At 62.7% G+C, this 22,147-nt stretch carries 23 protein-coding genes and 1 tRNA gene; 9 read left to right on the top strand and 15 right to left on the bottom strand.

Features of this window, described 5'->3' with window-relative positions; genetic code table 11:
- Positions 1-253: 253 nt before the first annotated feature.
- Positions 254-1,081 (top strand): ferritin-like domain-containing protein, encoded by an 828-nt coding sequence (locus FFS45_RS23565; RefSeq protein WP_137957037.1) that lies wholly within the window; start codon positions 254-256, stop codon positions 1,079-1,081.
- Positions 1,082-1,244: 163 nt separating this feature from the next.
- Positions 1,245-1,766, top strand: a complete 522-nt coding sequence (locus FFS45_RS23560) for a hypothetical protein (RefSeq protein WP_137957036.1) — start codon at positions 1,245-1,247, stop codon at positions 1,764-1,766.
- A 123-nt stretch (positions 1,767-1,889) separates the two neighbouring features.
- Here FFS45_RS23560 and FFS45_RS23555 read toward each other — a convergent pair whose 3' ends face one another.
- The 4 genes from FFS45_RS23555 to FFS45_RS23540 form a co-directional block, all read right to left on the bottom strand.
- Positions 1,890-3,485, bottom strand: coding sequence for a DEAD/DEAH box helicase (locus FFS45_RS23555; RefSeq protein ID WP_137957035.1), 1,596 nt, complete (start codon positions 3,483-3,485; stop codon positions 1,890-1,892).
- Positions 3,486-3,668: 183 nt separating this feature from the next.
- Positions 3,669-4,289 carry a hemolysin III family protein gene (locus FFS45_RS23550; RefSeq protein ID WP_137957034.1) on the bottom strand — a complete coding sequence of 207 codons (621 nt, stop codon included), beginning with the start codon at positions 4,287-4,289 and terminating at the stop codon, positions 3,669-3,671.
- A 124-nt stretch (positions 4,290-4,413) separates the two neighbouring features.
- A complete protein-coding gene (locus FFS45_RS23545) occupies positions 4,414-5,712 on the bottom strand; it encodes a cytochrome c (protein WP_137957033.1) in 1,299 nt (432 codons plus the stop codon).
- A gap of 21 nt (positions 5,713-5,733) precedes the next feature.
- Positions 5,734-6,465 carry a c-type cytochrome gene (locus FFS45_RS23540; RefSeq protein ID WP_137957032.1) on the bottom strand — a complete coding sequence of 244 codons (732 nt, stop codon included), beginning with the start codon at positions 6,463-6,465 and terminating at the stop codon, positions 5,734-5,736.
- 375 nt (positions 6,466-6,840) lie between these two features.
- On the opposite strand from FFS45_RS23540, the gene FFS45_RS23535 reads away from it, so the two are divergent.
- Both FFS45_RS23535 and FFS45_RS23530 read left to right on the top strand, forming a co-directional pair.
- The gene (locus FFS45_RS23535; RefSeq protein ID WP_137957031.1) at positions 6,841-7,047 is read left to right on the top strand and encodes a hypothetical protein; all 207 of its coding nucleotides are present in this window, start codon (positions 6,841-6,843) and stop codon (positions 7,045-7,047) included.
- On the top strand, positions 7,044-7,973 hold the full coding sequence (locus FFS45_RS23530) for a CopD family protein (RefSeq protein ID WP_137957030.1): 930 nt from the start codon (positions 7,044-7,046) through the stop codon (positions 7,971-7,973). Before FFS45_RS23535 ends, FFS45_RS23530 begins: the two co-directional genes overlap by 4 nt.
- A 93-nt stretch (positions 7,974-8,066) precedes the next feature.
- Here FFS45_RS23530 and FFS45_RS23525 read toward each other — a convergent pair whose 3' ends face one another.
- The 4 genes from FFS45_RS23525 to dgoD all read right to left on the bottom strand — a co-directional run bounded on the left by FFS45_RS23525 (position 8,067) and on the right by dgoD (position 11,466).
- The gene (locus FFS45_RS23525; protein WP_137957029.1) at positions 8,067-8,288 is read right to left on the bottom strand and encodes a YodC family protein; all 222 of its coding nucleotides are present in this window, start codon (positions 8,286-8,288) and stop codon (positions 8,067-8,069) included.
- A gap of 110 nt (positions 8,289-8,398) precedes the next feature.
- A complete protein-coding gene (locus tag FFS45_RS23520; RefSeq protein ID WP_137957028.1) occupies positions 8,399-8,701 on the bottom strand; it encodes a hypothetical protein in 303 nt (100 codons plus the stop codon).
- A gap of 233 nt (positions 8,702-8,934) precedes the next feature.
- The gene (locus tag FFS45_RS23515; RefSeq protein ID WP_137957062.1) at positions 8,935-10,203 is read right to left on the bottom strand and encodes an MFS transporter; all 1,269 of its coding nucleotides are present in this window, start codon (positions 10,201-10,203) and stop codon (positions 8,935-8,937) included.
- Between the two features lie 114 nt (positions 10,204-10,317).
- Positions 10,318-11,466: a galactonate dehydratase gene (gene dgoD / locus FFS45_RS23510; protein WP_137957027.1), complete on the bottom strand. Its 1,149-nt coding sequence runs from the start codon at positions 11,464-11,466 to the stop codon at positions 10,318-10,320.
- Positions 11,467-11,601: 135 nt separating this feature from the next.
- Between dgoD and FFS45_RS23505 the strand changes: the two genes are divergently transcribed.
- Complete coding sequence (locus tag FFS45_RS23505) at positions 11,602-12,342, top strand: FadR/GntR family transcriptional regulator (protein WP_249362901.1); 741 nt, start codon at positions 11,602-11,604, stop codon at positions 12,340-12,342.
- Between the two features lie 36 nt (positions 12,343-12,378).
- Here FFS45_RS23505 and FFS45_RS23500 read toward each other — a convergent pair whose 3' ends face one another.
- Positions 12,379-13,917: a DHA2 family efflux MFS transporter permease subunit gene (locus FFS45_RS23500; protein ID WP_137957026.1), complete on the bottom strand. Its 1,539-nt coding sequence runs from the start codon at positions 13,915-13,917 to the stop codon at positions 12,379-12,381.
- 194 nt (positions 13,918-14,111) lie between these two features.
- Between FFS45_RS23500 and FFS45_RS23495 the strand changes: the two genes are divergently transcribed.
- Positions 14,112-14,558, top strand: coding sequence for a MarR family transcriptional regulator (locus FFS45_RS23495; protein WP_137957025.1), 447 nt, complete (start codon positions 14,112-14,114; stop codon positions 14,556-14,558).
- A 63-nt stretch (positions 14,559-14,621) separates the two neighbouring features.
- Here the strand turns inward: FFS45_RS23495 and FFS45_RS23490 are convergent, their stop codons facing one another.
- Both FFS45_RS23490 and FFS45_RS41820 read right to left on the bottom strand, forming a co-directional pair.
- Positions 14,622-15,053, bottom strand: a complete 432-nt coding sequence (locus FFS45_RS23490) for a response regulator (protein ID WP_137957024.1) — start codon at positions 15,051-15,053, stop codon at positions 14,622-14,624.
- A 76-nt stretch (positions 15,054-15,129) separates the two neighbouring features.
- Entirely contained in the window at positions 15,130-15,501 is a 372-nt protein-coding gene (locus tag FFS45_RS41820) for a response regulator (RefSeq protein ID WP_171029725.1), read from the bottom strand.
- Between the two features lie 531 nt (positions 15,502-16,032).
- Between FFS45_RS41820 and FFS45_RS23480 the strand changes: the two genes are divergently transcribed.
- From FFS45_RS23480 to FFS45_RS23470, 3 genes are all read left to right on the top strand, one after another.
- Positions 16,033-16,419: a DUF2917 domain-containing protein gene (locus tag FFS45_RS23480; protein WP_171029724.1), complete on the top strand. Its 387-nt coding sequence runs from the start codon at positions 16,033-16,035 to the stop codon at positions 16,417-16,419.
- 70 nt (positions 16,420-16,489) lie between these two features.
- Positions 16,490-16,762, top strand: a complete 273-nt coding sequence (locus FFS45_RS23475) for a hypothetical protein (protein ID WP_137957021.1) — start codon at positions 16,490-16,492, stop codon at positions 16,760-16,762.
- A complete protein-coding gene (locus tag FFS45_RS23470; protein ID WP_137957020.1) occupies positions 16,759-17,382 on the top strand; it encodes an alpha/beta fold hydrolase in 624 nt (207 codons plus the stop codon). The genes FFS45_RS23475 and FFS45_RS23470 overlap by 4 nt, the downstream gene beginning before the upstream one ends.
- Positions 17,383-17,466: 84 nt before the next feature.
- Here FFS45_RS23470 and FFS45_RS23465 read toward each other — a convergent pair.
- From FFS45_RS23465 to FFS45_RS23450, 4 genes are all read right to left on the bottom strand, one after another.
- A tRNA-Met gene (locus tag FFS45_RS23465) sits at positions 17,467-17,543 on the bottom strand.
- Positions 17,544-17,661: 118 nt separating this feature from the next.
- Positions 17,662-19,320 (bottom strand): MFS transporter, encoded by a 1,659-nt coding sequence (locus tag FFS45_RS23460; RefSeq protein WP_137957019.1) that lies wholly within the window; start codon positions 19,318-19,320, stop codon positions 17,662-17,664.
- A gap of 232 nt (positions 19,321-19,552) precedes the next feature.
- The gene (locus FFS45_RS23455) at positions 19,553-21,094 is read right to left on the bottom strand and encodes a sensor histidine kinase (RefSeq protein WP_137957018.1); all 1,542 of its coding nucleotides are present in this window, start codon (positions 21,092-21,094) and stop codon (positions 19,553-19,555) included.
- A 9-nt stretch (positions 21,095-21,103) separates the two neighbouring features.
- Positions 21,104-21,952 (bottom strand): response regulator transcription factor, encoded by an 849-nt coding sequence (locus tag FFS45_RS23450; protein ID WP_137957017.1) that lies wholly within the window; start codon positions 21,950-21,952, stop codon positions 21,104-21,106.
- Between the last annotated feature and the right edge of the window lie 195 nt (positions 21,953-22,147).

The raw sequence follows: 22,147 nt of genomic DNA, 5'->3' as shown, positions 1-22,147 counted from the left end.
CACTGCCGTTGCCGTGCCGCACGCCGCGTCTGTGTTGTATTGGAACAATTCGACTATCCCGTCTCCGGAACTGCTGATCTTGGGTAAGGTCTGTGCTCTGTTGTCTGCAGAGTTGCGGAACACCAGCTAAGATGCAAGATACAAGGGGTTAACTCTAATTCAAGGTGCTGTATCGAAACAAAGGCGGCCCGGCGAACGCAAGTGGCGTGAGGCACGCTCCATCAGTCGATACAGCTTTCGGAGCAAGAAACAAATGCACACTGAGCGTAACCATGTGATGCCCTGGCGGATTGAGGACATTGACCTCACCCGGATCGACCGGCAACAGGCCGTGGCCAACGAAGATCTGCTGCTTCTGCTGTGCGCGGCCTCGTTTATTGAAAGCGGTACGGATCTCTACACCAGCAACCTGAGCACCTTCTTCAATGGCGACCCGGAAGTATCGGCGTGGCTCAACAATGAGTGGGAGCCCGAAGAAATGCAGCACGGCCGGGCCCTGAAGACCTATATCGCTTACGTCTGGCCGGAGTTCGACTGGGATACGGCCTTCCATAACTTCTTCGAAGAGTATTCGAAGACGTGTTCCGTCGAGGACTTCGAGAAAACGCGTGCGCTTGAAATGGTTGCACGCTGCGTGGTTGAAACCGGCACGGCAACGCTGTACCGGGCGATCGGCGAGTGCTCGGATGAGCCCGTGCTCAAGCAGATCACGGACAACATTCGCACCGACGAAGTGCGTCACTACAAGCACTTTTTCAAGTATTTCAAGAAGTACAACAAGATCGAAGGCAATGGCCGGCTTGCAGTACTTGGCGCGTTGATGCGCCGTGTGCTGGAAATCAAGAACGAGGACTCGGAGATTGCGCTGCGTCATGTGTTTGCGATCCGCTATCCGGAGCGCGTGCACGATTCTGCCTATAACCGCGAACGTGCTGCACGCATCAACGCACTCGTGCGCCGCAATCTTTCAGCCGACATGTGCGTGAAGATGCTGCTCAAGCCGCTCGACCTGCCGGCGCGCATTCAGCCCGGCGTGCATTACCCGCTCGCGAAGATTACGCAGCATGTATTCTTCCGCTGATGGCCGGTGGGAGGCGCACGGCTCGCTTGCCGGACGCCTCGGCCGGATCGTTCCGGCGCGTTGAGTGAGTGAACGTTTGAACGAATGGCCCGCCTGCGCGGGCCATTCGTGTTTTCATAGTGCGTATTTCGATTCAAGACGATCGACCAACCGGAGTCCGGCGATGACCGATTCTGTATCCAGGCGTCAGCTCGAGCAGGACGTCTTCGACGAATGGCCGCCTGCGGCGCGTGCCTTGTTCGACGGCAGCGCACTGGCGAGCAAGACCGGCTTTACCGCATCGTTGCTGACGGCCGGCGCGAACGGCTACGTGCGGACTTCGCTGCTGGGCGTGGGCGAGTTGTATGCGCCCGATTCACGCACGCTCTGCATCGCGCTATGGCCGCAGTCGCGGGCTGCCGGCGTGCTGACGCAGAGCGGCCGCGCGGCGCTGACCTTTGTCTGCGAAGACGCGTTCTATCAGGTGCAGTTGCAGTTCGAGCCGCTGGCCTCGGCGAGTGGCGACGACAGCGGGCTGGCCCACTTTATTGGCTTCATCGATAACGGCGAGACGCAGCGGGTTCGCTATGCGCGCCTGACGGGCGGTATCACGTTCGAACTGGAAGAGGGGAGTGGGGCGGTGCTCGATCGATGGGAGCGGCAGATCGAGCACCTGAAGCGGGCCGCTGCGGCGGCCCGTTTGTGACGGCGAGGACTGGTGCCGATGAGTAGCGTCAATAAATAGCGCCAACGAATGAAGGCGATGAGGCTTGCCGGCTAACGCCTGCGCCTAACGCCGACACCCAACGCCGACACTCAATGTCCGCGCTCAACGCCCGCGCTGACCGCCGTTGCGCGGCGGTTGCGAGCTACGCGGCGCATCGCTGCGGGGCTTGGCGCCGCCGCCCAGCAATGCGCCCGGGTTGCCGCCCTGCGGCCTGCCCTGACCCTGCGGCTTGCGCGGTGCATGCGTGGCGCCGGCGCCGTCATGCGTGGAAGGTCCAGGTTTGCCGTGATGACGAGTGGTCTCGTGGCGCGGATTGTCCTTGCGCACTTGCGGTTGGCCCGTCGTGCCGGCGCCGGCCGGTTTGGCGCCCTGCGCCTTGGCTTGCTGGCTGCCGGCCGGGCGCTGACCCGAACGCTGTGCGGGCTTGGCCGCACCACCATCGCGGCGCGCGCCGTCGCCCCGCGGCGCACCTTGACCCTGACGCGGCTGACGGCCACCACCACCGCCGCCACCGCCCTGGCCGCGGCGCAGGATCGGCTCCGGCTTCGCGTTCGGATCCGGTTCGAACCCGGCGATCACTTCCTGCGGCACCGGACGCTTGATCAGCTTCTCGATATCCTTGAGCAACTGCAGTTCGTCGACGCACACCAGCGACACCGCCTCACCCGTCGCGCCGGCGCGGCCAGTGCGGCCGATACGGTGCACATAGTCTTCCGGCACGTTCGGCAGGTCGTAGTTGACCACGTGCGGCAACTGGTCGATATCGATGCCGCGCGCCGCGATATCGGTCGCCACCAGCACCTGCAGCGTGTTGTTCTTGAACTCGGCGAGCGCACGGGTGCGCGCGGACTGGCTCTTGTTGCCGTGAATCGCGAGGGCGCTGATACCGTCCTTGGTCAATTGCTCGGCAAGGCGGTTCGCGCCGTGCTTGGTGCGCGTGAACACCAGCACCTGAAACCAGTTGTGTTCCTTGATGAGGTGCGTGAGCAGCTCGCGCTTCTTGTCGCGGTCCACCGGGTGGATCTTTTGCGCCACGGTTTCGGCCGTCGTGTTGCGGCGCGCGACTTCGATCAGCGCCGGCGAATCGAGCAGGCTGTCGGCGAGCGTCTTGATCTCGTCGGAGAAGGTCGCGGAGAACAGCAGGTTCTGGCGCTTCGGCGGCAGCTTGGCGAGCACGCGCTTGATGTCGTGGATGAAGCCCATGTCGAGCATGCGGTCCGCTTCGTCGAGCACGAGGATCTCGAGATGCGACAGGTCGATGGTCTTCTGCTGCATGTGATCGAGCAGACGCCCAGGCGTGGCCACCACGATATCGATGCCGCGACGCAGCGCATCGATCTGCGGATTGATGCCCACACCGCCGAACATCACCGTGGACTTCAGCTTCAGGTACTTGCCGTAGGCGCGCACGCTTTCCTCGACCTGCGCCGCGAGTTCGCGCGTCGGCGTGAGGATCAGCGCGCGGACCACGCGCTTGCCGGCGGCCGTGGTGACCGGCGGCATGCTGTGCAGACGCTGCAGGATCGGCAGCGTGAAGCCGGCCGTCTTGCCGGTGCCGGTCTGCGCACCGGCGAGCAGGTCGCCGCCGTTGAGCACGGCCGGAATCGCCTGCAACTGAATGGGAGTAGGGTTGGTGTAGCCGAGTTCGTGAACAGCACGGACCAGCGGTTCGGACAAGCCGAGAGAATCAAAAGACATAAAAACTCTTTGCAATGCAGTATCGCGAAACGGCAAACGCGCGGCCAGCAGGCGCGCCTCGGGGCTAGAGCCCTGGTCCGTTCGCAGGGAAATCGGCGGCACACGCCAGCGTGTGCCGAATGCTTCAACGCGCTATCAAGACACGTTGACTGGCCTTAAGTTGCACTTCGCCGTCGTGGCGTGTCACGCGACGTAGCGCGCAACACTGACGAATTGACACAGACTGCCCGCCAGAACGAACAGGTGCCAGATACCATGTCCGTGCCGGATGCGCTCGTCGTTGATGAAGAAGTAGATGCCGACGCTGTAGATGATCCCGCCGGCCACGAGCCATGCGGTGCCCGCGGTCGGTAACGCTTCGACCAGCGGACGAATGGCAACGAGCGCGAGCCATCCCATCAAGACATACAGCACCATCGATACGCTGCGGGTGCGTCGCCCGAGCGTGAGTTCCTGCACGATCCCCAAGGCCGCAAGGCCCCAGCTTACCCCGAACAGGGACCAGCCCCACGGTCCACGCAGCGTGACCAGCGTGAACGGCGTGTAGCTGCCGGCGATCAGCAGGTAGATAGCCGAATGATCGCATTTCTGCAGGACCGCCTTGACGCGCGGGTTGCGCACGCTGTGGTAGAGCGTGGAGATAGCATACAGCACGAACAGCATGGCGCCGTAAACGCTGAAGCTGACGACCTTGTACGCATCGTCGTCCAGCGCGCCCATCGTGACGAGCGTTGCCAGCCCCGCCACCGACAGCACCGCGCCGACGAGGTGGGTAATGCTGTTAAAACGCTCACCGACATGCACGACATTTTCTCCTGCCTGATCCAGTATGCCATTGTGCCTGTACTGGTCCGGCTATGGTCCTAAAAAACGAAGGGCGCGGCCTGCGGGAAACCGCAGGCCGCGCCCTCCTTATTGCTTGTGCCGTCTAGTCGAGCGGCGCGGAACGCAGATCGGCCACCTGTTGCGGCGACACTGCCGTACCGTGGTTGCCCCACGACATACGGATATACGTTACCACGGCAGCCACTTCCTGGTTCGACAGCGACTGCGCGAACGGCGGCATGCCGTAAGGCTTCGGATTGCCGTCCGTGCTCGGCGGGTAGCCACCGTTCAGCACCATACGGATCGGGTTCACCGCCGACGGCATCTGAATGGACTGGTTGTTGGCGAGCGGCGGGAAGTTCGGCGGCTGGCCGAGACCGTTCGCCTCGTGGCACTTCGCGCAGTTGTCCGTATAGATCTTCTGACCTTGCTGCAGCAGCTCCGTGCCGAACTGAGCCGAGGTTTCCAGCTGCAGGTTTTCCGGCGCTTCACTCTTCTGCGGAATGGTCTTCAGATACGTGGCCATCGCCTGGATGTCGTCGTCCGACATGTACTGCAAGCTGTTGTGAACCACTTCGGCCATCGGACCGAACACCGCGCCACGCTGCGACACGCCGTTCTTCAGCAGATCCTGGATGTCCTTGATGTCCCAGTCGCCCAGACCTGCTTCCTTGTTCGACGTGAGCGACGGAGCATACCAGTTCTGCAGCGGGATCAGGCCGCCGGCGAAGGCCGCCGAGTTGACCGGACCACCCATTGCGTTGATCGAGGTGTGGCACATGCCGCAGTGGCCGAGGCCTTCGATCAGGTACGCGCCGCGGTTCCATTCGACCGACTTGGTCGGATCCGCCTTGTACTCGCCTTCGCGGAAGAACAGCGTACGCCAGCCGATCAGCAGGTTGCGGTTGTTGAACGGGAATTTCAGTTCATGCGGGCGGCTCGGAATGTTGACCGGCGGAACCGAGCGCAGATACGCGTAGATGGCGTCCGAATCGGCGCGCGTGACCTTCGTGTAGCTCGTGAACGGGAAGCCCGGGTACAGCAGGCTGCCGTCCTTCGAGCGGCCCGTATGCAAGGCGCGGTAGAAGTCGTCCTGGGTCCACTTGCCGATGCCGTACTGGTCGTCAGGCGTGATGTTCGGCGTGAACATCGTGCCGAACGGCGTCAGCATGGGCAGACCGCCGGCGAATTCCTTGCCGCCACGCACTGTATGGCAGGCAATACAGTCGCCGGCGCGGGCGAGATACTCGCCCTTCTTGACCAGGGCAGCCTGGTCGGCGGGGGTGGCCGCCATGGCGCTGCCGTTGTGCAGGTTGTCGCCGCCCGACCACAGGACGGGAACGAGGGCAGCGGCCGCAACCACGACGACTGCCGAAAGGGCGAACACAGTCTTGCGTTTCATTTGGTCATCTCTCCCGGTGCCTTATTGCGGTTCGCTGCCGCAGGCAAGCGGAGTCTTCAACGAGCGCGCCGGAGCCGGCACGGGGTTTTGCGGAGCCGTCTGGGTGGACAACCATGAAGCGACGGCATTCACGTCATCATCGGTCAAGCGGGTGGCGATGGTGTGCATGCAGTCAGGCGCAATGGCGTGACGCGAGCCGGAGCGCCACGCGCCGAGCTGCGCGCTGATGTAGTCGGCGTGCAGGCCGACCAGACCCGGAATGGCCGGTTGCATGCCGGTCAGCGCCTTGCCGTGGCAAGCGGCGCAGGCCGGAATCTGCTTCGCAGCGTCGCCGTGCAGCACGATCTCCTGGCCGCGCGCCAAGGTGCTCGACGACACCGTCGGCTTGGCCGGCGGCGGGTACGGCGGGCGCTGTTGCGAGAAGTACGTGGCAATCTGATGAAGGTAGTCGTCCGAGAGATACGTGACGAGGTAGTTCATGGGCGGATACTTGCGGCGCGCCTCGCGGAAATTCTTGAGCTGGTTGTACAGATAGTCAGCCGGCTTGCCTGCGAGGCGGGGGAAGTAGTCGTTGTCCGTCCCTTGACCGTGCGTGCCATGGCAGGCTGCACAAGCCTGTACGCGCGCTTCCATCGTGTCCGGGGTCTGGGGCTGAGTCTGCGCTTTCGCAGCGCTATAGACGCCTGCAGCGCCGATCAGCAGAAAGGCAAGCAGCGGGCGGAAAATGCGTCTTGAAGACACGCGTAACTCCATCAGATTCGGGGACCCGACCGAGCTTCGACCGGCTCGGCTTGGGGGCAAGTGGGGCTGCGGCGACGCAGCATTCTATCATCGCTGTGTAATGGTGACTATTTGCCACAGGCCACCTGGCACCTCCTCGTAAACGCCGATGGGACAGTTTGACGCAGTGTGTATCGGGCACCTCTCCCATGCCTTTTGGGTTTCGCCCGGGTTGCCTTTGCGTTGATCTCCTACCCGTGCCTCGACTGTTTCCCCAGCATGAAGACGCAACTCGGTTGAACCCACACGCATGCGAACCATCGAAGCGTACACTCCCGGGGCGCCGGTGTCTTGTTGCACCGCGCGCAATCCGCCTCCGTGTATTTTTCGACAAGCAATTCGCCTTTCATGAAGCTATCCGATTTCAACCGCCCGTCGCCGTGCGCGACGGCTGCCGGTGCCGCGGCACTTGCCGCGATCTCTTGCGCGCACGCCGATGCGCGTCCCGCTTCGCTCAAACTTGCGCCGAACGTTGAAGTCGCGCTGTTGGGGCTGCCGACGATCCATTTCACCGCGCCGCGCGAGACGGCCACTTACGCGTTCACTGTGCAATGAGAGTAGACGGATTGTGGATCGGGCAGGTCGCAATGGCCGCGCTCATGAATGTCGCGTTTGCGTTTGCAGTCGGTTCGGCGCTGCTTGGCGCCTGGCTTGCGAAGGATGCCCAGGCGAAGGTTGCACCGGCGCGTCCGGCGTGGTTGCGTGCGCAACGCTCGATGCTGACGGCGAGCCTCGTGCTTGTGCTCGCCGACCTCGGCTGGCTGCTGTACGAGGCCGCGGCGATGAGCGGCAGTGCCTTGCCGCAGGCGTTCGGCGTCATTCCCACGGTGCTGTCGCAGACCCATGTCGGCTACGCCTGGAGCGTCGCGTTTATCGGTGCGCTGGTGTTGCTGCTCACCGCGCTGTCCTCGCACACGGGCACGCTGCGCAATGCGCTGCTGTGGCTGGCGGTGATCGCTATTGCCGGCGGCAAGGCGTCGCTCGGACATGCGGCCGACGGGGGGCCCGCCTCGGCGGCAATCGGCGTGCATACCTTGCATGTGCTGGCCACCAGCGTGTGGGGCGGTCTCGTTGTGGCGGCCGGTCTGGTGGCGCTGCCGGCGCTCGGCACCTCGACCGCCCGCGGCATCCTGATCCGTACGGCCACGCAGGTGTCGAACGTGTCGCTGGTCGCGGTGGCAGTCGTGCTGGTGACCGGTGTCTTCAATGCCGTGCGCGGTTCGGGCGGCTCGTTTGAGGCGATTGAGATCAGCACCTGGGGGCACGTCCTGACGCTCAAGCTTGCACTCGTTGCGCTGGCGCTGTTGTTTGGCGGCCTGAACCGCTTCTCGGCACTGCCGCGGCTGCGCCGCACCGCCTCGACGATGGACGCGCATACCTTCACGAACGTGCTTTACCTCGAAGCCCTGGCGATGATCGGTGTGTTCGTGGCCGCCGCCGCGTTGTCGCATAGCGTGCCGGCGTACGTTTCGCTGGGCTGAGCGCGCCTGGCAAAAAAAACGCCGCACAGCAGGTCTGTGCGGCTTTAACACACACGGTCGCCCGGCAGGAGCCGGTTGCCCCGGTACTGCCCGTTAAGCTGCGAGTGCTTTCGGCACTCGCTCCAGCATCGTTTCAGGGAACATCTCCTGGCGCAGTTCGCCGTCGTCGTCGAACCACTGGCAGATCAGCCAGGTGCCCGGCGCGAATACCACGGGACCCACCCACGTCGCGGTCATCGGCCGGCCGCCCGATTTGAGCGTCAGTACATCGCCGCCGCGGTAAGTCTTTCGTCTGGACAGGAACGTCGTTTTCATTGCTTTGCTCTTCCACTCGGGTCGCTCAGGCCGCTCTCAGACGGTTCTGGCGACGGGTTCGATCGGCCGGGCTTGCAGCGTGCCGGTCCGCTCCATTCGATTCGCGTGAATTATTCGAAGCCCAGCTTGTGGCCGAGGATCGGCGCACAGAACAGCGCGATTGCGCAGCCGCTCACCTTGCCTTCGAGGTCGGCTGCCGCGGCGTGCGAGCCGTAGAGCTGGGTGAGCAGGTCGAACAGCTGTGGCGCGCAATAGATCACTGCCGCGACAACAAAACACTTTTCGACCGTCGAGATGCGCCAGCCGCGCTGAAACGCGAGTGCCGCGCCGATCACCCGCAGTACGCCGAACACCACCAGCGCGCCCACGGCCGCCTGTTCGCGGATCAGATAGTCAGGAAGGAATTCGCCCATGATTGCCTCTCGCATTGTCTTTTGACTGCGATGGAGCAAGGAGTGGGCCAGGCGTGCGGCGAGCGCCGGTGGTGCGACTGGAAACCCTTATGCAGAAAGGCTTCCCGGCACAGAGGGAGGGTGAGCTTGTGGAGTCAAACAGGCGTTTTCAGGCCGGTTCCGTCCGGGATGTTACGTAACTGAGACGCCACGGCCGAGCGCGCACGTAACGTCCCGGGACAGAACCCGCTCGCCTAGCGGATCCGTTCGATCCGGCCGACCAGAAAGAGATACGACAGCGCGCCCACCACGCCGACCGCGCTCATGAACACGAGGGCCGGTGCGAAGTCGTTACCTTTGACGAGCAGGCCGATTACGATGGGTACGCAGATCGACGACAGGTTGCCCATCAGGTTGAACATCCCGCCCGTGAGTCCGAGCAGTTCCTTTTTTGCCATCGATGAAACCAGCACCCAGGTGATCGACGAAAAGCCGCTGCCGAAAAAGGCGATGGCCATGAACAGGATCACCATCGAGGGGCTGTCGACGAAGTTCGCGCCGACAATGGCCGTGGACAGCAGCAGGCCCGTGACGATCGGCACCTTGCGCGCGACCGTGGCGGAGACGCCGCGCCGGATCATGGTATCGGAGATCAGCCCCGAGGCCAGAATGCCGACGAAGGCGGCGAGAAACGGCACGGCGGCCATGAAGCCCGCCTTCAGGAAATCCATGTGGCGGTATTTGACGAGGTAGGTGGGAAACCACGTCAGGAAGAACCACAGCGTCGAGGTCACGGCGATCTGCCCGATATAGACGCCCCAGAGCTTGCGGTTGCCGAGCACGGCACGCCAGTCGGCGGAACTGTAGCGTGTGTGAGACGCGCGGTTGCTGCTGAGTTCGACGAGGCCGCCGCCGCCGCGGATCGTGTCGAGTTCCGCCTGATTGATGCCGGCCGTTTCGGAAGGTTCGCGATACAGCGCATACCAGACCAGCGCCCACAGCACGCCAATTAGCCCGGTCAGGAGAAACACGCCGTGCCAGCCGAAGTGTTGCTGGGTGAGGACGAGCGCCGGAGTCAGGAACGCGAGGCCGACGTACTGCCCCGAGGTGTAGACCGCAATGGCGCGGGCTCGCTCGCTGTCGGGAAACCAGGTGGTGACGATGCGGTTGAGCGTCGGATAGGCCGGTGCTTCGAGCACGCCGAGCAGCACGCGCAAGGACAGCAGCAGGACGAAGGCACTGGCGAAACCTTGCAGGATGGTGGCGATAGACCAGAGCCCGATGATCAGCGCCATCATCAGCCGGGGCCGGGCACGGTCCACCAGCATGCCGCCGGGGATCTGCAGCAAGGCATACGACCAGCCGAAGGCCGAGAACACCAGCCCCATATGGGCTGGATCGAGTTGCAGGTCTTGCGCGATGGCGGTGGCCGCAATCGACAGGTTGCTGCGGTCCAGATAGGTGATGACGACGGTGATGAACAGCATGACCAGCAGGCGATGCCGCTTGCCGGTCGCCTGCATGGCGAATGTGGTTGTGTCCACTGTGTCTCCTTCTTTTAATTGCGTGCGCGCCGGCTCTCCATGTACGCAAAGGCGCGCAAAAACGCCGCCCGCAGGCGGCGTTTCATCAGAGGCTTACCACTCGGCGACGCTGCCGTCGGTGTGGCGCCACACCGGGTTGCGCCAGCGATGGCCGACCTTGGCCATTTCGCGCACCTTCTCCTCGTTGACCTCGATGCCGAGCCCCGGGCCTTGCGGAATGGAGACGAAGCCGTCTTCGTATTTGAAGACTTCGGGGTTCCTGATGTAGTCGAGCAGATCGTTACCCTGGTTGTAGTGAATGCCAAGGCTCTGTTCCTGGATGAACGCGTTGTAGCTGACCGCGTCGATCTGCAGGCAGGTGGCCAAAGCGATCGGCCCGAGCGGACAGTGCAGCGCGAGCGCCACGTCGTAGGCTTCGGCCATTGATGCAATCTTGCGACACTCGGTAATGCCGCCCGCGTGCGAGGCGTCCGGCTGGATGATGTCGACATAGCCACCCGAGAGGATGTGCTTGAAGTCCCAGCGCGAGTAGAGCCGCTCGCCGAGCGCGATCGGCGTATTGGTCTGGTTGACGATGTCGCGCAGCGCCTCGGCGTTTTCCGATAGCACCGGCTCTTCGATGAAGAGCAGCTTGTACGGGTCGAGTTCCTTGGCGAGCACTTTCGCCATCGGCTTGTGCACGCGGCCGTGGAAATCCACCCCAATGCCGATGTTCGGCCCCACCGCCTCGCGCACGGCGGCGACATTGTTGATGACGCCTTGCACCTTGTCGAAGGTATCGATGATCTGCAGCTCTTCCGAGCCGTTCATCTTGACCGCCTTGAAGCCGCGTTCCACCACAGCGCGTGCGTTGTTGGCGACGTCGCTCGGACGGTCGCCGCCGATCCATGAATACACCTTGATCTTGTCGCGTACCTGGCCGCCCAGCAGCGCGTGCACGGGAACGCCATGGTGCTTGCCCTTGATGTCCCACAGCGCCTGGTCGACGCCGGCAATCGCGCTCATGGTGATCGGGCCGCCGCGGTAGAAGCCCGCGCGGTACATCACTTGCCAGTGGTCTTCAATCAGCAAGGGGTCTTTGCCGATCAGATAGTCCGACAGTTCTTCGACCGCCGCCGCGACGGTATGCGCGCGGCCTTCGACCACCGGCTCACCCCAGCCGACAATGCCTTCATCGGTTTCGATCTTGAGGAAGCACCAGCGCGGCGGAACGATGAAGGTTTCGAGCTTGGTGATTTTCATGGTGAACGTCTCCTTGTGGCTGCCTGCTGGGAGGCTGAGGAGTCACATGCTACAACAAAATCGCCTTTAAATACTATTAATAGTACTATTGGCGTGTGTATCCGACGAATATGTGCGGTAGGTTTTACCGTCGGAATGCCGGATAATCGCGTTCGTTCCGATCATAAAGAACGCCGGAAGACGGCGGGGAGAGCCCTTATTCAGCACGATCTGCACGGCCGCGTGGCCCAACAGCTGGCCACCGCCATCCTGCGCGGTGACTATGCGCCGGAGACCATCCTGCCACGCGAGGCCGAGTTGATGGACACCTTCGGCGTGAGCCGCACAGTGCTGCGCGAGGCGCTGCGCACCCTGACTTCGAAAGGGCTGATCGAATCGCGGCCGCGCGTCGGCACGCGGGTAAGGCGGCGCGAGGCGTGGAACCTGCTCGACGTCGATGTGCTCGACTGGTACTCGCGGGTGGCCGAGCCGATGAGCTTCGCGCTCAAGCTACAGGAGATGCGCGAGATGATCGAGCCGTATGCCGCCGGACTGGCTGCGGCGTCCCACACTGAAGACACCTTCAGCGCGCTCGACGCGGCGCATTCCGCGATGGTGGCGGCGCGTAACGTGGATGAATGGGTGCGGGCCGACCTGCGCTTTCACATCAGCGTGCTGGCCGCGTGCAGCAATGAATTGCTGATTCCGCTGGGTACGCTGATCGAGCGAACGCTCGAAGCGCAATTGCGCCTCAATGCGAAGCGGGCCGATGTGTACAACGCATCGCTGGCCGAGCATACGGCCGTGTTCGAAGCGATTCGCACGCGCGATGCCGCGGGAGCACAGCAGGCCATGGCTCAGTTGCTTGGCGTGACCCGCAGGCGGATCGAAGGCTGAGCGCCGCCGGGCGCTGTGTGGCCCCCAAACGGCCTGCTAATCCATCGCCGCATGTGCCGCCGTGGCATCCGGCATCTTTCTCGCGGGACGAATCAACAGCAGCAGCGGAACCACCAGCAGCGTCGCCACGAACATCAGCTTGAAATCGTTCAGATAAGCGATCATCGACGCCTGCTGCGTGATTGACGCATTCATCACCGCGAGGTCGTAGCGCGAGCCGCTTTCCAGCATCGGCTGCATCAAGGGATTGAAGAGGTTGACGTTCGCCGCCAGGTCCGCGTGCGCGACCTGGGTGTTGCGGGTCATCAGCGTCTGCACGATTGAAATGCCAATGCTGCTGCCGATATTGCGCATCAGGCTATAGGTTGCGGTGCCGTCCGCACGCAGCGCCGGCGTGAGCGTAGAGAACGTCAGTGCGCTCAGCGGCACGAACACGAGGCCGAGCCCGAAACCCTGGATCACGCCGGGCCAGACGATATCCGCTGCCGACAGCACGATCGTGTAGTGCATCATCTGCCACAGCGCGAATGCCGAGATCAGGAACCCCGCGAGCAGCATCAGGCGTGCGTCGATCCGTTTGAGCAGCCGGCCGGCGCATAGCATGGCGATCATCGTGCCGGCGCCGCTCGGCGCCGTGACGAGTCCGGTGGTGGCGACCGGATAGTTCATCAGCGTCTGCAGCATCGGCGGCAGCAGTGCCCGCGTCGCATACATCACCGCACCGATGACGAAAATAAAGAACGTGCCGGTGGCGAAGTTCGGGTCTTTCAGCAACTCGGATTTGAAGAACGACGTCTTGCCCACCGTTGCCGTGTGCACCAGAAAGAACGCAAAGCTGATAGACGCGAGCAAGGCCTCGATGACGATTTCATGCGAGCCGAACCAGTCGAGCTGCTCGCCGCGGTCGAGCATGGCCTGTAGCGCACCGATCGCGAGCGCCAGTGTCGCGAAGCCGAAGGCGTCGAACTTCGCGTCATGTCGTGGCTCCTTGCCTGGCAGAAACGTCAGGACGCCAAATAGCGCAAAGGCGCCGACCGGCAGATTGATGAAGAACACCCAGCGCCAGTTATAGCTGTCGGTCAGCCAGCCGCCGAGCGTCGGCCCGAGAACCGGACCGACCATCACGCCCATGCCCCACACGGCCATCGCCTGGCCCTGCTTCTCGCGCGGGTTGATGTCGAGCAGGATAGATTGCGACAACGGCACCAGCGAGGCGCCGAAGATCCCCTGCAGCAGCCGGGAAGCGACGATCTCGCTCAGCGTGTCCGACAGACCGCACAGCGCCGAGGCGATCGTGAACCCCGCGATCGAGAAAGCCAGCAGGCGTTTGATGCTGAAGCGATCGGACAGCCAGCCCGTCAGCGGTGTGGCGATGGCGGCGGCGACGATGTATGAGGTCAGCACCCACGTGATCTCGTCCTGCGACGCGGACAGCGTGCCCTGCATGTGCGGCAGGGCCACGTTCGCGATGGTGCTGTCGAGCGTTTGCATCAAGGTGGCGAGCATGATCGACACAGTGATCATGGGCCGGTTAAGCGCAGCGGCAGGGCTCCCTGACGGGGTTTCCGAGGTCATGGGCGGGCGAGTTGAAGGGCGAGGACAATATAATAAGCATGCTTAGTGTAGTGAATGGAGCCGCCCACGAATACCAGGAACTGTACGAAGGTGAAAGGGCCTCCATCCCAAGGTCTCCATCCCAAGGCCTCCCCCAGGGGCCGCGCCGCCGCTGTTCGCCGCCCGCTTAGCTTTTGCTTTCGTATAATCGCGCGATGGAAAAAACCCAACTCGAAGAGCGCTTCGGCTTCTTGATCTCGGACGTCGGCCGCCTGTGCGGCAAGCGTTTCGACGATCTCGCCAAGTCAACCGTCGATCTGACGCGAGCCCAATGCCGCGCGCTGGCCTATCTCTCGCATTACGGCGACGTCAACCAGGCACGCCTCGCGGATCTGCTCGAAGTCGCGCCGATTTCGGCTGGGCGTCTGCTGGACCGCATGGAAGAGGGCGGCTGGATCGAGCGCTGGAGCAATCCCGACGACCGCCGCGAGCGTCAGGTGCGCATGACCCCCAAGGCAGAGCGCACGCTAGGCAAGGCCCGCAAGGTTGGCGACGAAGTGGCTGCCGAGGGCCTGAACGGCTTCAGCGACGAAGAAGCGCGGCAACTGATCACGCTGCTGCAAAGGGTGCGGGGCAATCTGAGCCGGATTGTGGACCGCTGAAGATTGAGGACGCGACGGTCGGCCTGTGCACGCGCGGTCAAAGCGGTCAAAGGCCGTCATGCGCTAAACCGGGAGTTTCCAGGGGATCGGCTGCCACCGTGAAGGTGCGGACGCGTTGGCGCCGTGATGTGGACTTGCAAGGCGCCTGGCGAGCAACGAATCGATCACCGATTCGAGCGCTTCCAGTTTGACAGGCTTGGGAATGAAAACATTCCACAGGGTCGATTTTTCCGCGGGCGGCGTGTCGCCGGACGACAGCACCACCGGAATCTGCGCCAGCGCCGGATAAAACTTGAGCCGCTGGCACAACTCGATGCCATCCATTTCCGGCATATTCCAGTCCGTCACGATCAAATCGGGGAGCCATCGGCTCGCTTTCGCGAGCGCGGCGCCGCCGTTTTCCGCGAGGATGACATGGTAGCCGTGCCCTTCCAGCACGAGCTGGAAGAGCCAGAGTGAATCGACTTCATCGTCAACGAGCAGAATGGTGGACATAGTTCGGAGGTCGCAGGCCTTTCTGCTTTTTCCGCAACAAGCATGCCGCCTGGGCTCGCTTTCTTACGATGCCGAGCTAATCAGCGGCGCTCGCGATCAGTTGCGCGAGTTCGTCCGCGCAGACGGGTTTGGTCACATGCGCGTCGAAGCCCGCTTCCACGGCCTCCCTGCGGTCGGCGTCGCTACCGAAACCGGTAAGCGCGATCAGTCGCATGTTCGTCAGAACCGCGTTATGCCGCAGCAGTCGCGCGAGTTGCATGCCGCTCATATCGGGCATGGAGACGTCGATTAGTGCGAGCTCGGGTATAAACGTTTCAACCACTGCCAGCGCATCCTTGCCGCTGTAGGCAGTGCGGACCGTGTGCCCATCCAGTTCGAGCAGCATGGCGAGGGCGTCGATGGCGTCGGCCTGGTCGTCGACGAGGAGAATCTGTTTTGCTTGCGCCATGGTGGAATCTCCGTGCAAACCCAAACCGTTGGTGAGCAGCAAGCGGCGTGCCACAGGTGTAGGGTGCGGCGTGGCTGCGCAGTCACGTGCGCAAGACACGGTGGATGCCGTTTCTTTTGTAGAAACGTTATTCATCGGATGGCGGTTATGACCGACGCGTTCGCGGAACCCGATCGCGGGTGCGCGGAATTGCACTGTCGCACTGTCGCGAGCGAGTGGTTGCCGACACAGTGTGCACCGACGGGCAACATTAGACTCGGACCGTGTTGTGCTCGACATGCACTGCGCCGAAAATTTTGATTGACAAGCCATACCGTGCCCATAGAAACTTAAGCACATGAAAACGCCCGCCCATATCGCCGCTGCGATTAATCACCGAATGATCACCACTTGGGGTGCATCATCGGAGGCGTGTGCGCGTTAGCAGTTTGCAGTAACAGTAACGCAAGTCACAAGGCCTCGCCGGAAACGGATGAGGCCTTTTTCTTTTGGTGGCCTATCCGTCTTTCGGCTCAATCGACGGAGATGACCATGCACGACGCTAGCAGCAAGTTCGACTGTTTTCCTGTACCGGATGATCCGTGTGCCGGCGAGATTCGCTCGCCCAAGATGGTGATTCACTTAAGCCTCGAGCCCCGACAGACGGTGTCCTGGCGAGTGACTGCGCGCTCGGAGATTCGCGCGCAGGGCTCGCGGGTCTGGATGACACGGGTGTTTTCGCCATATGACTATTGGCTGCAAGCGGGCGACGTGATTCGCGTGACGCGCGGCGAGCGCATCTGGTTGTCCGCCGACGACGATGGACCGGCCGAAGTCACGGTAACGAGCGAATACGTGGAGCGACGACGAAGATATGGTTTTGGGCCCGTGCGCTGGCTGGAGCGCGTGTTCAGCTTTTTGGCGCCGATAGCTCGTTAGTTAAGTATTGGATGGTTGCTCAAAGTATTCATCGCAATTATCTGTATAGGAGTGCGAAATGGATTGTGACATGCAGAAGCCGGAAATGAATGGCGTCGCTTCCCGGAGGCAAGGGTTTCTTTCGGAGGCGGGTTGGCAATGGCTGGTCGGCATCGCGAATATGCTGTTGATACTCGCCCTGTTTGTATTGGCGGTCGTGAAAGCGCCATCGAGCGTGAGATCGAATAATATGCGCTGCCTGCAGGAGGTCGCGAATGAGGAGCATGCGAGCCTCGAAGCGTTTTTTCAGAATTCCGCGGGCCAGGATGCGCTTGTTCAAGCTATGAGGATCTGTTCACGGTGAATCTTTCTACGCAAACTAAACTGTTGTTCTTGCCCGGCGCCTCTGGCAATACGTCGTTCTGGCATCCGGTGGCCGACCGGCTGGAGCATCCGGGGGAGCGGGTGCATTACGGTTGGCCCGGGTTTGGGCCGACTCCCCGCGATCCTGCGGTGAATGGGATGGATGACCTCGTTGCGCGCGTGGTGGCGGATATCGATCGGCCCACTGCTTTGATCGCCCAGTCGATGGGCGGTGTGGTTGCGATTCGGGCAGCGCTTGAGAAGCCTTCGCTGGTGACACACCTCGTTTTGAGCGTGACTTCGGGTGGGATGGATGTGGCGGCGATGGGCGGGGTGGATTGGCGGGAGGCGTTGCACGCCGGTGCGCCGGCGTTGCCGCGCTGGTTTGCGGACTATCGTGAGGACCTGACCGAGCTGTTGCCGACGATCGGGGTTCCGGTTTTGCTTTTGTGGGGCGATGCCGATCCGGTTAGTCCGGTTGCGGTGGGGGAGCGGTTGGCTCGCTTGCTACCGAGGGCGGAACTGCATGTGATTGCGGGTGGGGATCACAATCTGGCTAACACTTGGGCGGCGCACGTCGCACCCTTGATTGATCGGCATTTGGGGAGGCTGGCGGAGTGAGCAAGGCGGTCCGCTGATTCATGTCGGTGGACTAAAACGAAAGGCCCGCTCTCGGTTAAGAGTAGCGGGCCTTGCGAGTAATACTGGTGGCGAATCAGGGATTCGAACCCCGGACCTGCGGATTATGATTCCGTCGCTCTAACCGGCTGAGCTAATTCGCCTAAAGAAGAAGCGAGATTATGAAGATGGCGGCGGAGTCTGTCAACCCCCCCCACCGCCAACATTTTCAGCCGCCATGCGCCGAGCTACAGACGGGCATCCAGGCAACAGCAACCACCCTCAATCCTTCGCATAAATATCCGAGTCCTTGGTCTCCCTGACGAACAGCATGCCGATCACGAAGGTGGCGAGCGCAACCACAATCGGATACCAAAGCCCGGAGTAGATATTCCCCTTCGCCGCCACGATGGCGAACGCCGTAGCCGGCAAGAACCCGCCAAACCAGCCATTGCCGATGTGATACGGCAGCGACATCGACGTATACCGGATCCGCGTCGGGAACATCTCCACCAGCATCGCCGCAATCGGCCCATACACCATCGTTACGTAGATCATCATGATGGTCAGGATCACCACGCTCATCGGCCAGTTGATCTGCGCCGGATCGGCCTTGGCCGGATAGCCCGCTGCCTTGAGCGTCGAGCCGAGCGTTTCGTCGAACACCTTGCCCTGCGCCTTCGCGTCCGCTGCCTTGCCGTCAAACGTATTGACAACCGTATCGCCCACCTTGATCTGCGCGATCGTCCCGGCCGGCGCCGCCACGTTGTCGTAGTTCAAACCCGCTTTCGACAGCGCGCTCTTCGCAATGTCGCATGACGAGGTGAACTTCGCCGTACCCACCGGGTTGAACTGGAACGAACACTCATCCGGGTTGGCGATCACCACAATCGGCGACTTCTGCGTTGCGGTCTCGAGCGCCGGGTTGGTGAAGTGTGTGAGCGCCTTGAACAGCGGGAAGTAAGTCAGCGCCGCGATCAGCAGGCCGGCCATGATGATCGGCTTGCGGCCGATCCGGTCCGACAGCGAGCCGAAGAACAGGAAGAACGGTGTGCCGATCAGCAACGCAAGCGCGATCAGGATGTTGGCGGTGGGGCCGGCCACCTTGAGCGTCTGCGTCAGGAAGAACAGCGTGTAGAACTGACCCGTGTACCAGACCACGGCCTGGCCGGCGGTCAGGCCGATGAGCGCGAGAATCACGATCTTCAGGTTCTTCCATTGGCCGAACGACTCGGTCAGCGGCGCCTTGGACGTCTTGCCTTCGGCCTTGATGCGCGCGAACACCGGCGACTCATTCAGTTGCAGCCGGATCCATACGGACACGCCCAGCAGGATGATCGACGCGAGAAACGGCACGCGCCATCCCCATGCGCCGAACGAGTCTTCACCGATCGAAGTACGCACACCGAGAATCACCAGCAAGGACAGGAACAGGCCAAGTGTGGCCGTCGTCTGGATCCATGCCGTGTAGAAGCCGCGTCGGCCGGCCGGTGCATGTTCCGCGACGTAGGTCGCGGCGCCCCCGTACTCGCCGCCCAGTGCCAGGCCCTGCAGGAGCCGCATGGCGATAAAGATCACCGGCGATGCCATGCCGATCGAAGCGTAGCCGGGCAGGAAGCCGACCAGGAACGTCGACAGACCCATGATCACGATTGTGATCAGGAACGTGTATTTGCGCCCCACCAGATCGCCGAGACGCCCGAATACGATCGCGCCGAACGGCCGCACGGCAAAGCCTGCCGCGAAGCTGAGCAGCGTGAAGATGAAGCCGGCTGTGGGATTGACCCCGGAGAAGAAGCTCTTGCTGATGAAGACCGCGAGTGAGCCGGCCAGGTAGAAGTCATACCACTCGAAAACAGTGCCTAGCGACGATGCGAAGATCACCCGCTTCTCGTCGTGCGTCATCGGCACGTGGGACACTTGCCCGCCAACGGTAGCCATATGTCGTCTCCAATATTTTGATATCTGCACGCGGGAGCGCCCGGAATGCGCTGCCGTGAATCGGATTATTGGAGCGGAAACTTACGGCCTACTGACGTTGTGTCTCAAAATTAACGGCGCAATGGGGTAAGTGTGGGTGGGGTTATATTCCGTCAAATTATGGCTAAATATGCCAGATTTTCTCCTAAATTGACGACATCGTGAATTCTCGATTGTGTTCGGCTCGGCCCGCTTAGGGTAAGTCCCGTGCCGCCTCGCGTGCCAGCAAGCTGACACGCACGAGCGTACCGGCCAGACGCGGCGTGGCTTGATAGACGTTGTCGTCGATCGTCAGGGTGCCGCCGTGCATGGTGGCAATCTCGCGGACAATGGCGAGCCCCAGTCCGCTGCCGTCGCCCTCGCGCCCGAGAATCCGGTAGAAGCGCTCGATCACCCTTGCTCGCTCCGCTGCCGGGATGCCGAGACCCGTGTCCTCGACTTCCAGATGCACCTGTCGCGCCGCCGGATCGGGCCGGACCCGCACGGTGATGCGTCCGCCGGCCGGCGTATAGCGGATCGCGTTGTCGATCAGGTTGGAGAGCATCTCGCGCAGCATCAGCAGACTGCCGTCTATTTCCACCGCTTCGTCCGGTCCCTCGTAGCCGAGGTCCATCTGCTTGGCGAGCGCCGCCTGCAACCAGTCGCGCACCGCACTGCGGGCGACCTCGGTGACTTCGACCGGCGCAAAAATCTGCCCGGAGAGCCGGTTTTCGGCGCGCGCCAGCGCCAGCAATTGCGTGACGAGCCGTGCCGCGTGCTCGGAGCTTGTCGCGATCTGCTCAAGGGAGCGATGCACTTCCGCCGACACGTCCTGGCGCAGCGCCAGTTCGGCCTGAGTGCGCAGACCGGCGAGCGGGGTCTTCATCTGATGGGCGGCGTCGGCGATGAAGCGCTTTTGCAGCTCCATGTTCTGTTCAAGGCGTGTTAGCAGGTCGTTGAACGACGTTACCAGCGGTTCGATTTCCGGCGGCGCGCGATGGGCTTCGAGCGGCGAGAGGTCGTCCGGACGGCGCGCCCGGATATGCGCCTGTAGCGCGTGCAGCGGCGCGAGCCCGCGCGAGAGCCCGAACCACACCAGCACGATCGCGAGCGGCAGGATCACGAATTGCGGCAGGATCACACCTTTGATGATGTCGTTGGCGAGCTGGCTGCGCTTGTCGAGCGTCTCGCCCACCTGCACCAGCACGGGCAACGCGCCCGGGGTCTGCGGAAACTCGACGGTCGTGTAGGCGACGCGGATCTCGTTGCCGCGCAGCATGTCGTCGCGAAACTCGACCAGCCCCGGCGGTGGCCGGTCTTCTTCGTGCGGCAACGGCATGTCGCGCTCGCCACCCACCAGTTCGCCGCGTGTGCCGAGCACCTGATAAAACACCTTGTCGACGTTGTCCCCGCTCAGGAAATCGCGCGTCGCGTCAGGCAGCGACAATACCGCGACCCCGTTTACCGGATGGATCTGGCGCGCCAATACATAGGCGTCGGTTTCGAGGGCCCGGTCGAACGGGCCGTTGGCGATCGACTTGGCGACCAGATACGTCACCGCGATGCTCATTGGCCACAACAGCAGCAAAGGCGCCAGCATCCAGTCGAGAATTTCGCCGAACAGCGAGCGCGGGCGCGCCGCGGCAGCGGTCTCCGTTTCGTCGGGCGGCGCGAACGGGTTCGCGTAACGGGCGTCGCGCGCCTCGTCGTCGAGGTCCGCCGCTGGCGCCGCGGCGCGCTCTGCGCGTGCGGACATGGGCGGTCTCTATTTGAAGTGGTGGCTCGCGGGCATCGCGGCGGATGCGGGCGAGGAGGGCGCAGCGGTGGCGGGCGCCGCCGACGCGGCCGACGAATTGGACGGACTGGCCGCTGCGGCCGGCGACGCCGCGTCCGTGGCTGCACCGGACGCCACCCCAGCGGGCGCCGCGCTCGCGCCGGCCCCCGTCTGAGCGGCCTTCTCCAGGCAGTACCCAAGGCCGCGCACGGTGAGAATGCGCACGCCGCTCGGTTCGATCTTCTTGCGCAGCCGGTGCACGTAGACTTCGATCGCGTTGTTGCTGACCTCTTCGCCCCACTCGCACAGGTGATCGACCAGTTGCTCCTTCGACACGAGCCGGCCGATCCGTTGCAGCAGCACTTCGAGCAGGCCCAGTTCGCGTGCCGACAGCTCGATGACCTGGTCGTTGATATACGCGATCCGCCCCACCTGGTCGAACGACAGCGAGCCGTGCCGCACCACCGTCGGGCCCCCGCCGGCGCCGCGCCGGGTCAGCGCCCGCACGCGGGCTTCGAGTTCGTTGAGGGCAAACGGCTTGGCCATATAGTCGTCGGCGCCGAGGTCGAGCCCTTTGACGCGCTCGTCGACGCTATCCGCTGCGGTCAGAATCAGCACCGGCAGGTTCGAGTTGCGCGCCCGCAGGCGGCGCAGCACCTCGAGCCCGGACATGCGCGGCAGGCCGAGATCGAGAATCAGCAGGTCGAAAGTTTGCACCGACAGCGCGGTATCCGCCTCGACGCCGTTCTTCACGTGATCAACGGCGTATGCCGATTGGCGGAGTGATCGAATCAGACCGTCCGCGAGTATGCTGTCATCTTCGGCAATGAGAATTCGCATGATGCGCCAGCCTGCCATGCCGGCACCGTGGTAACGCCCGGCGCGCAGCGGTCTCCAGAGATTCTTGTGGGTAGTCGGCGCATTGACCGCACATAAATAACGCCATGTGCGAATCGTGCTTGCCAAAACTACTGTTTTTTTATACAGTGTCTGCGTTTAGGGTGCTGTCCGTGATGAATGGGCTGCACATCTGCC

This window comes from Burkholderia sp. 4M9327F10 (assembly GCF_005503145.1).
Classification (GTDB): domain Bacteria; phylum Pseudomonadota; class Gammaproteobacteria; order Burkholderiales; family Burkholderiaceae; genus Paraburkholderia.
Note: the sequence above shows the minus strand (reverse complement) of the source record. Positions and strands in the feature narration are given on the sequence as shown.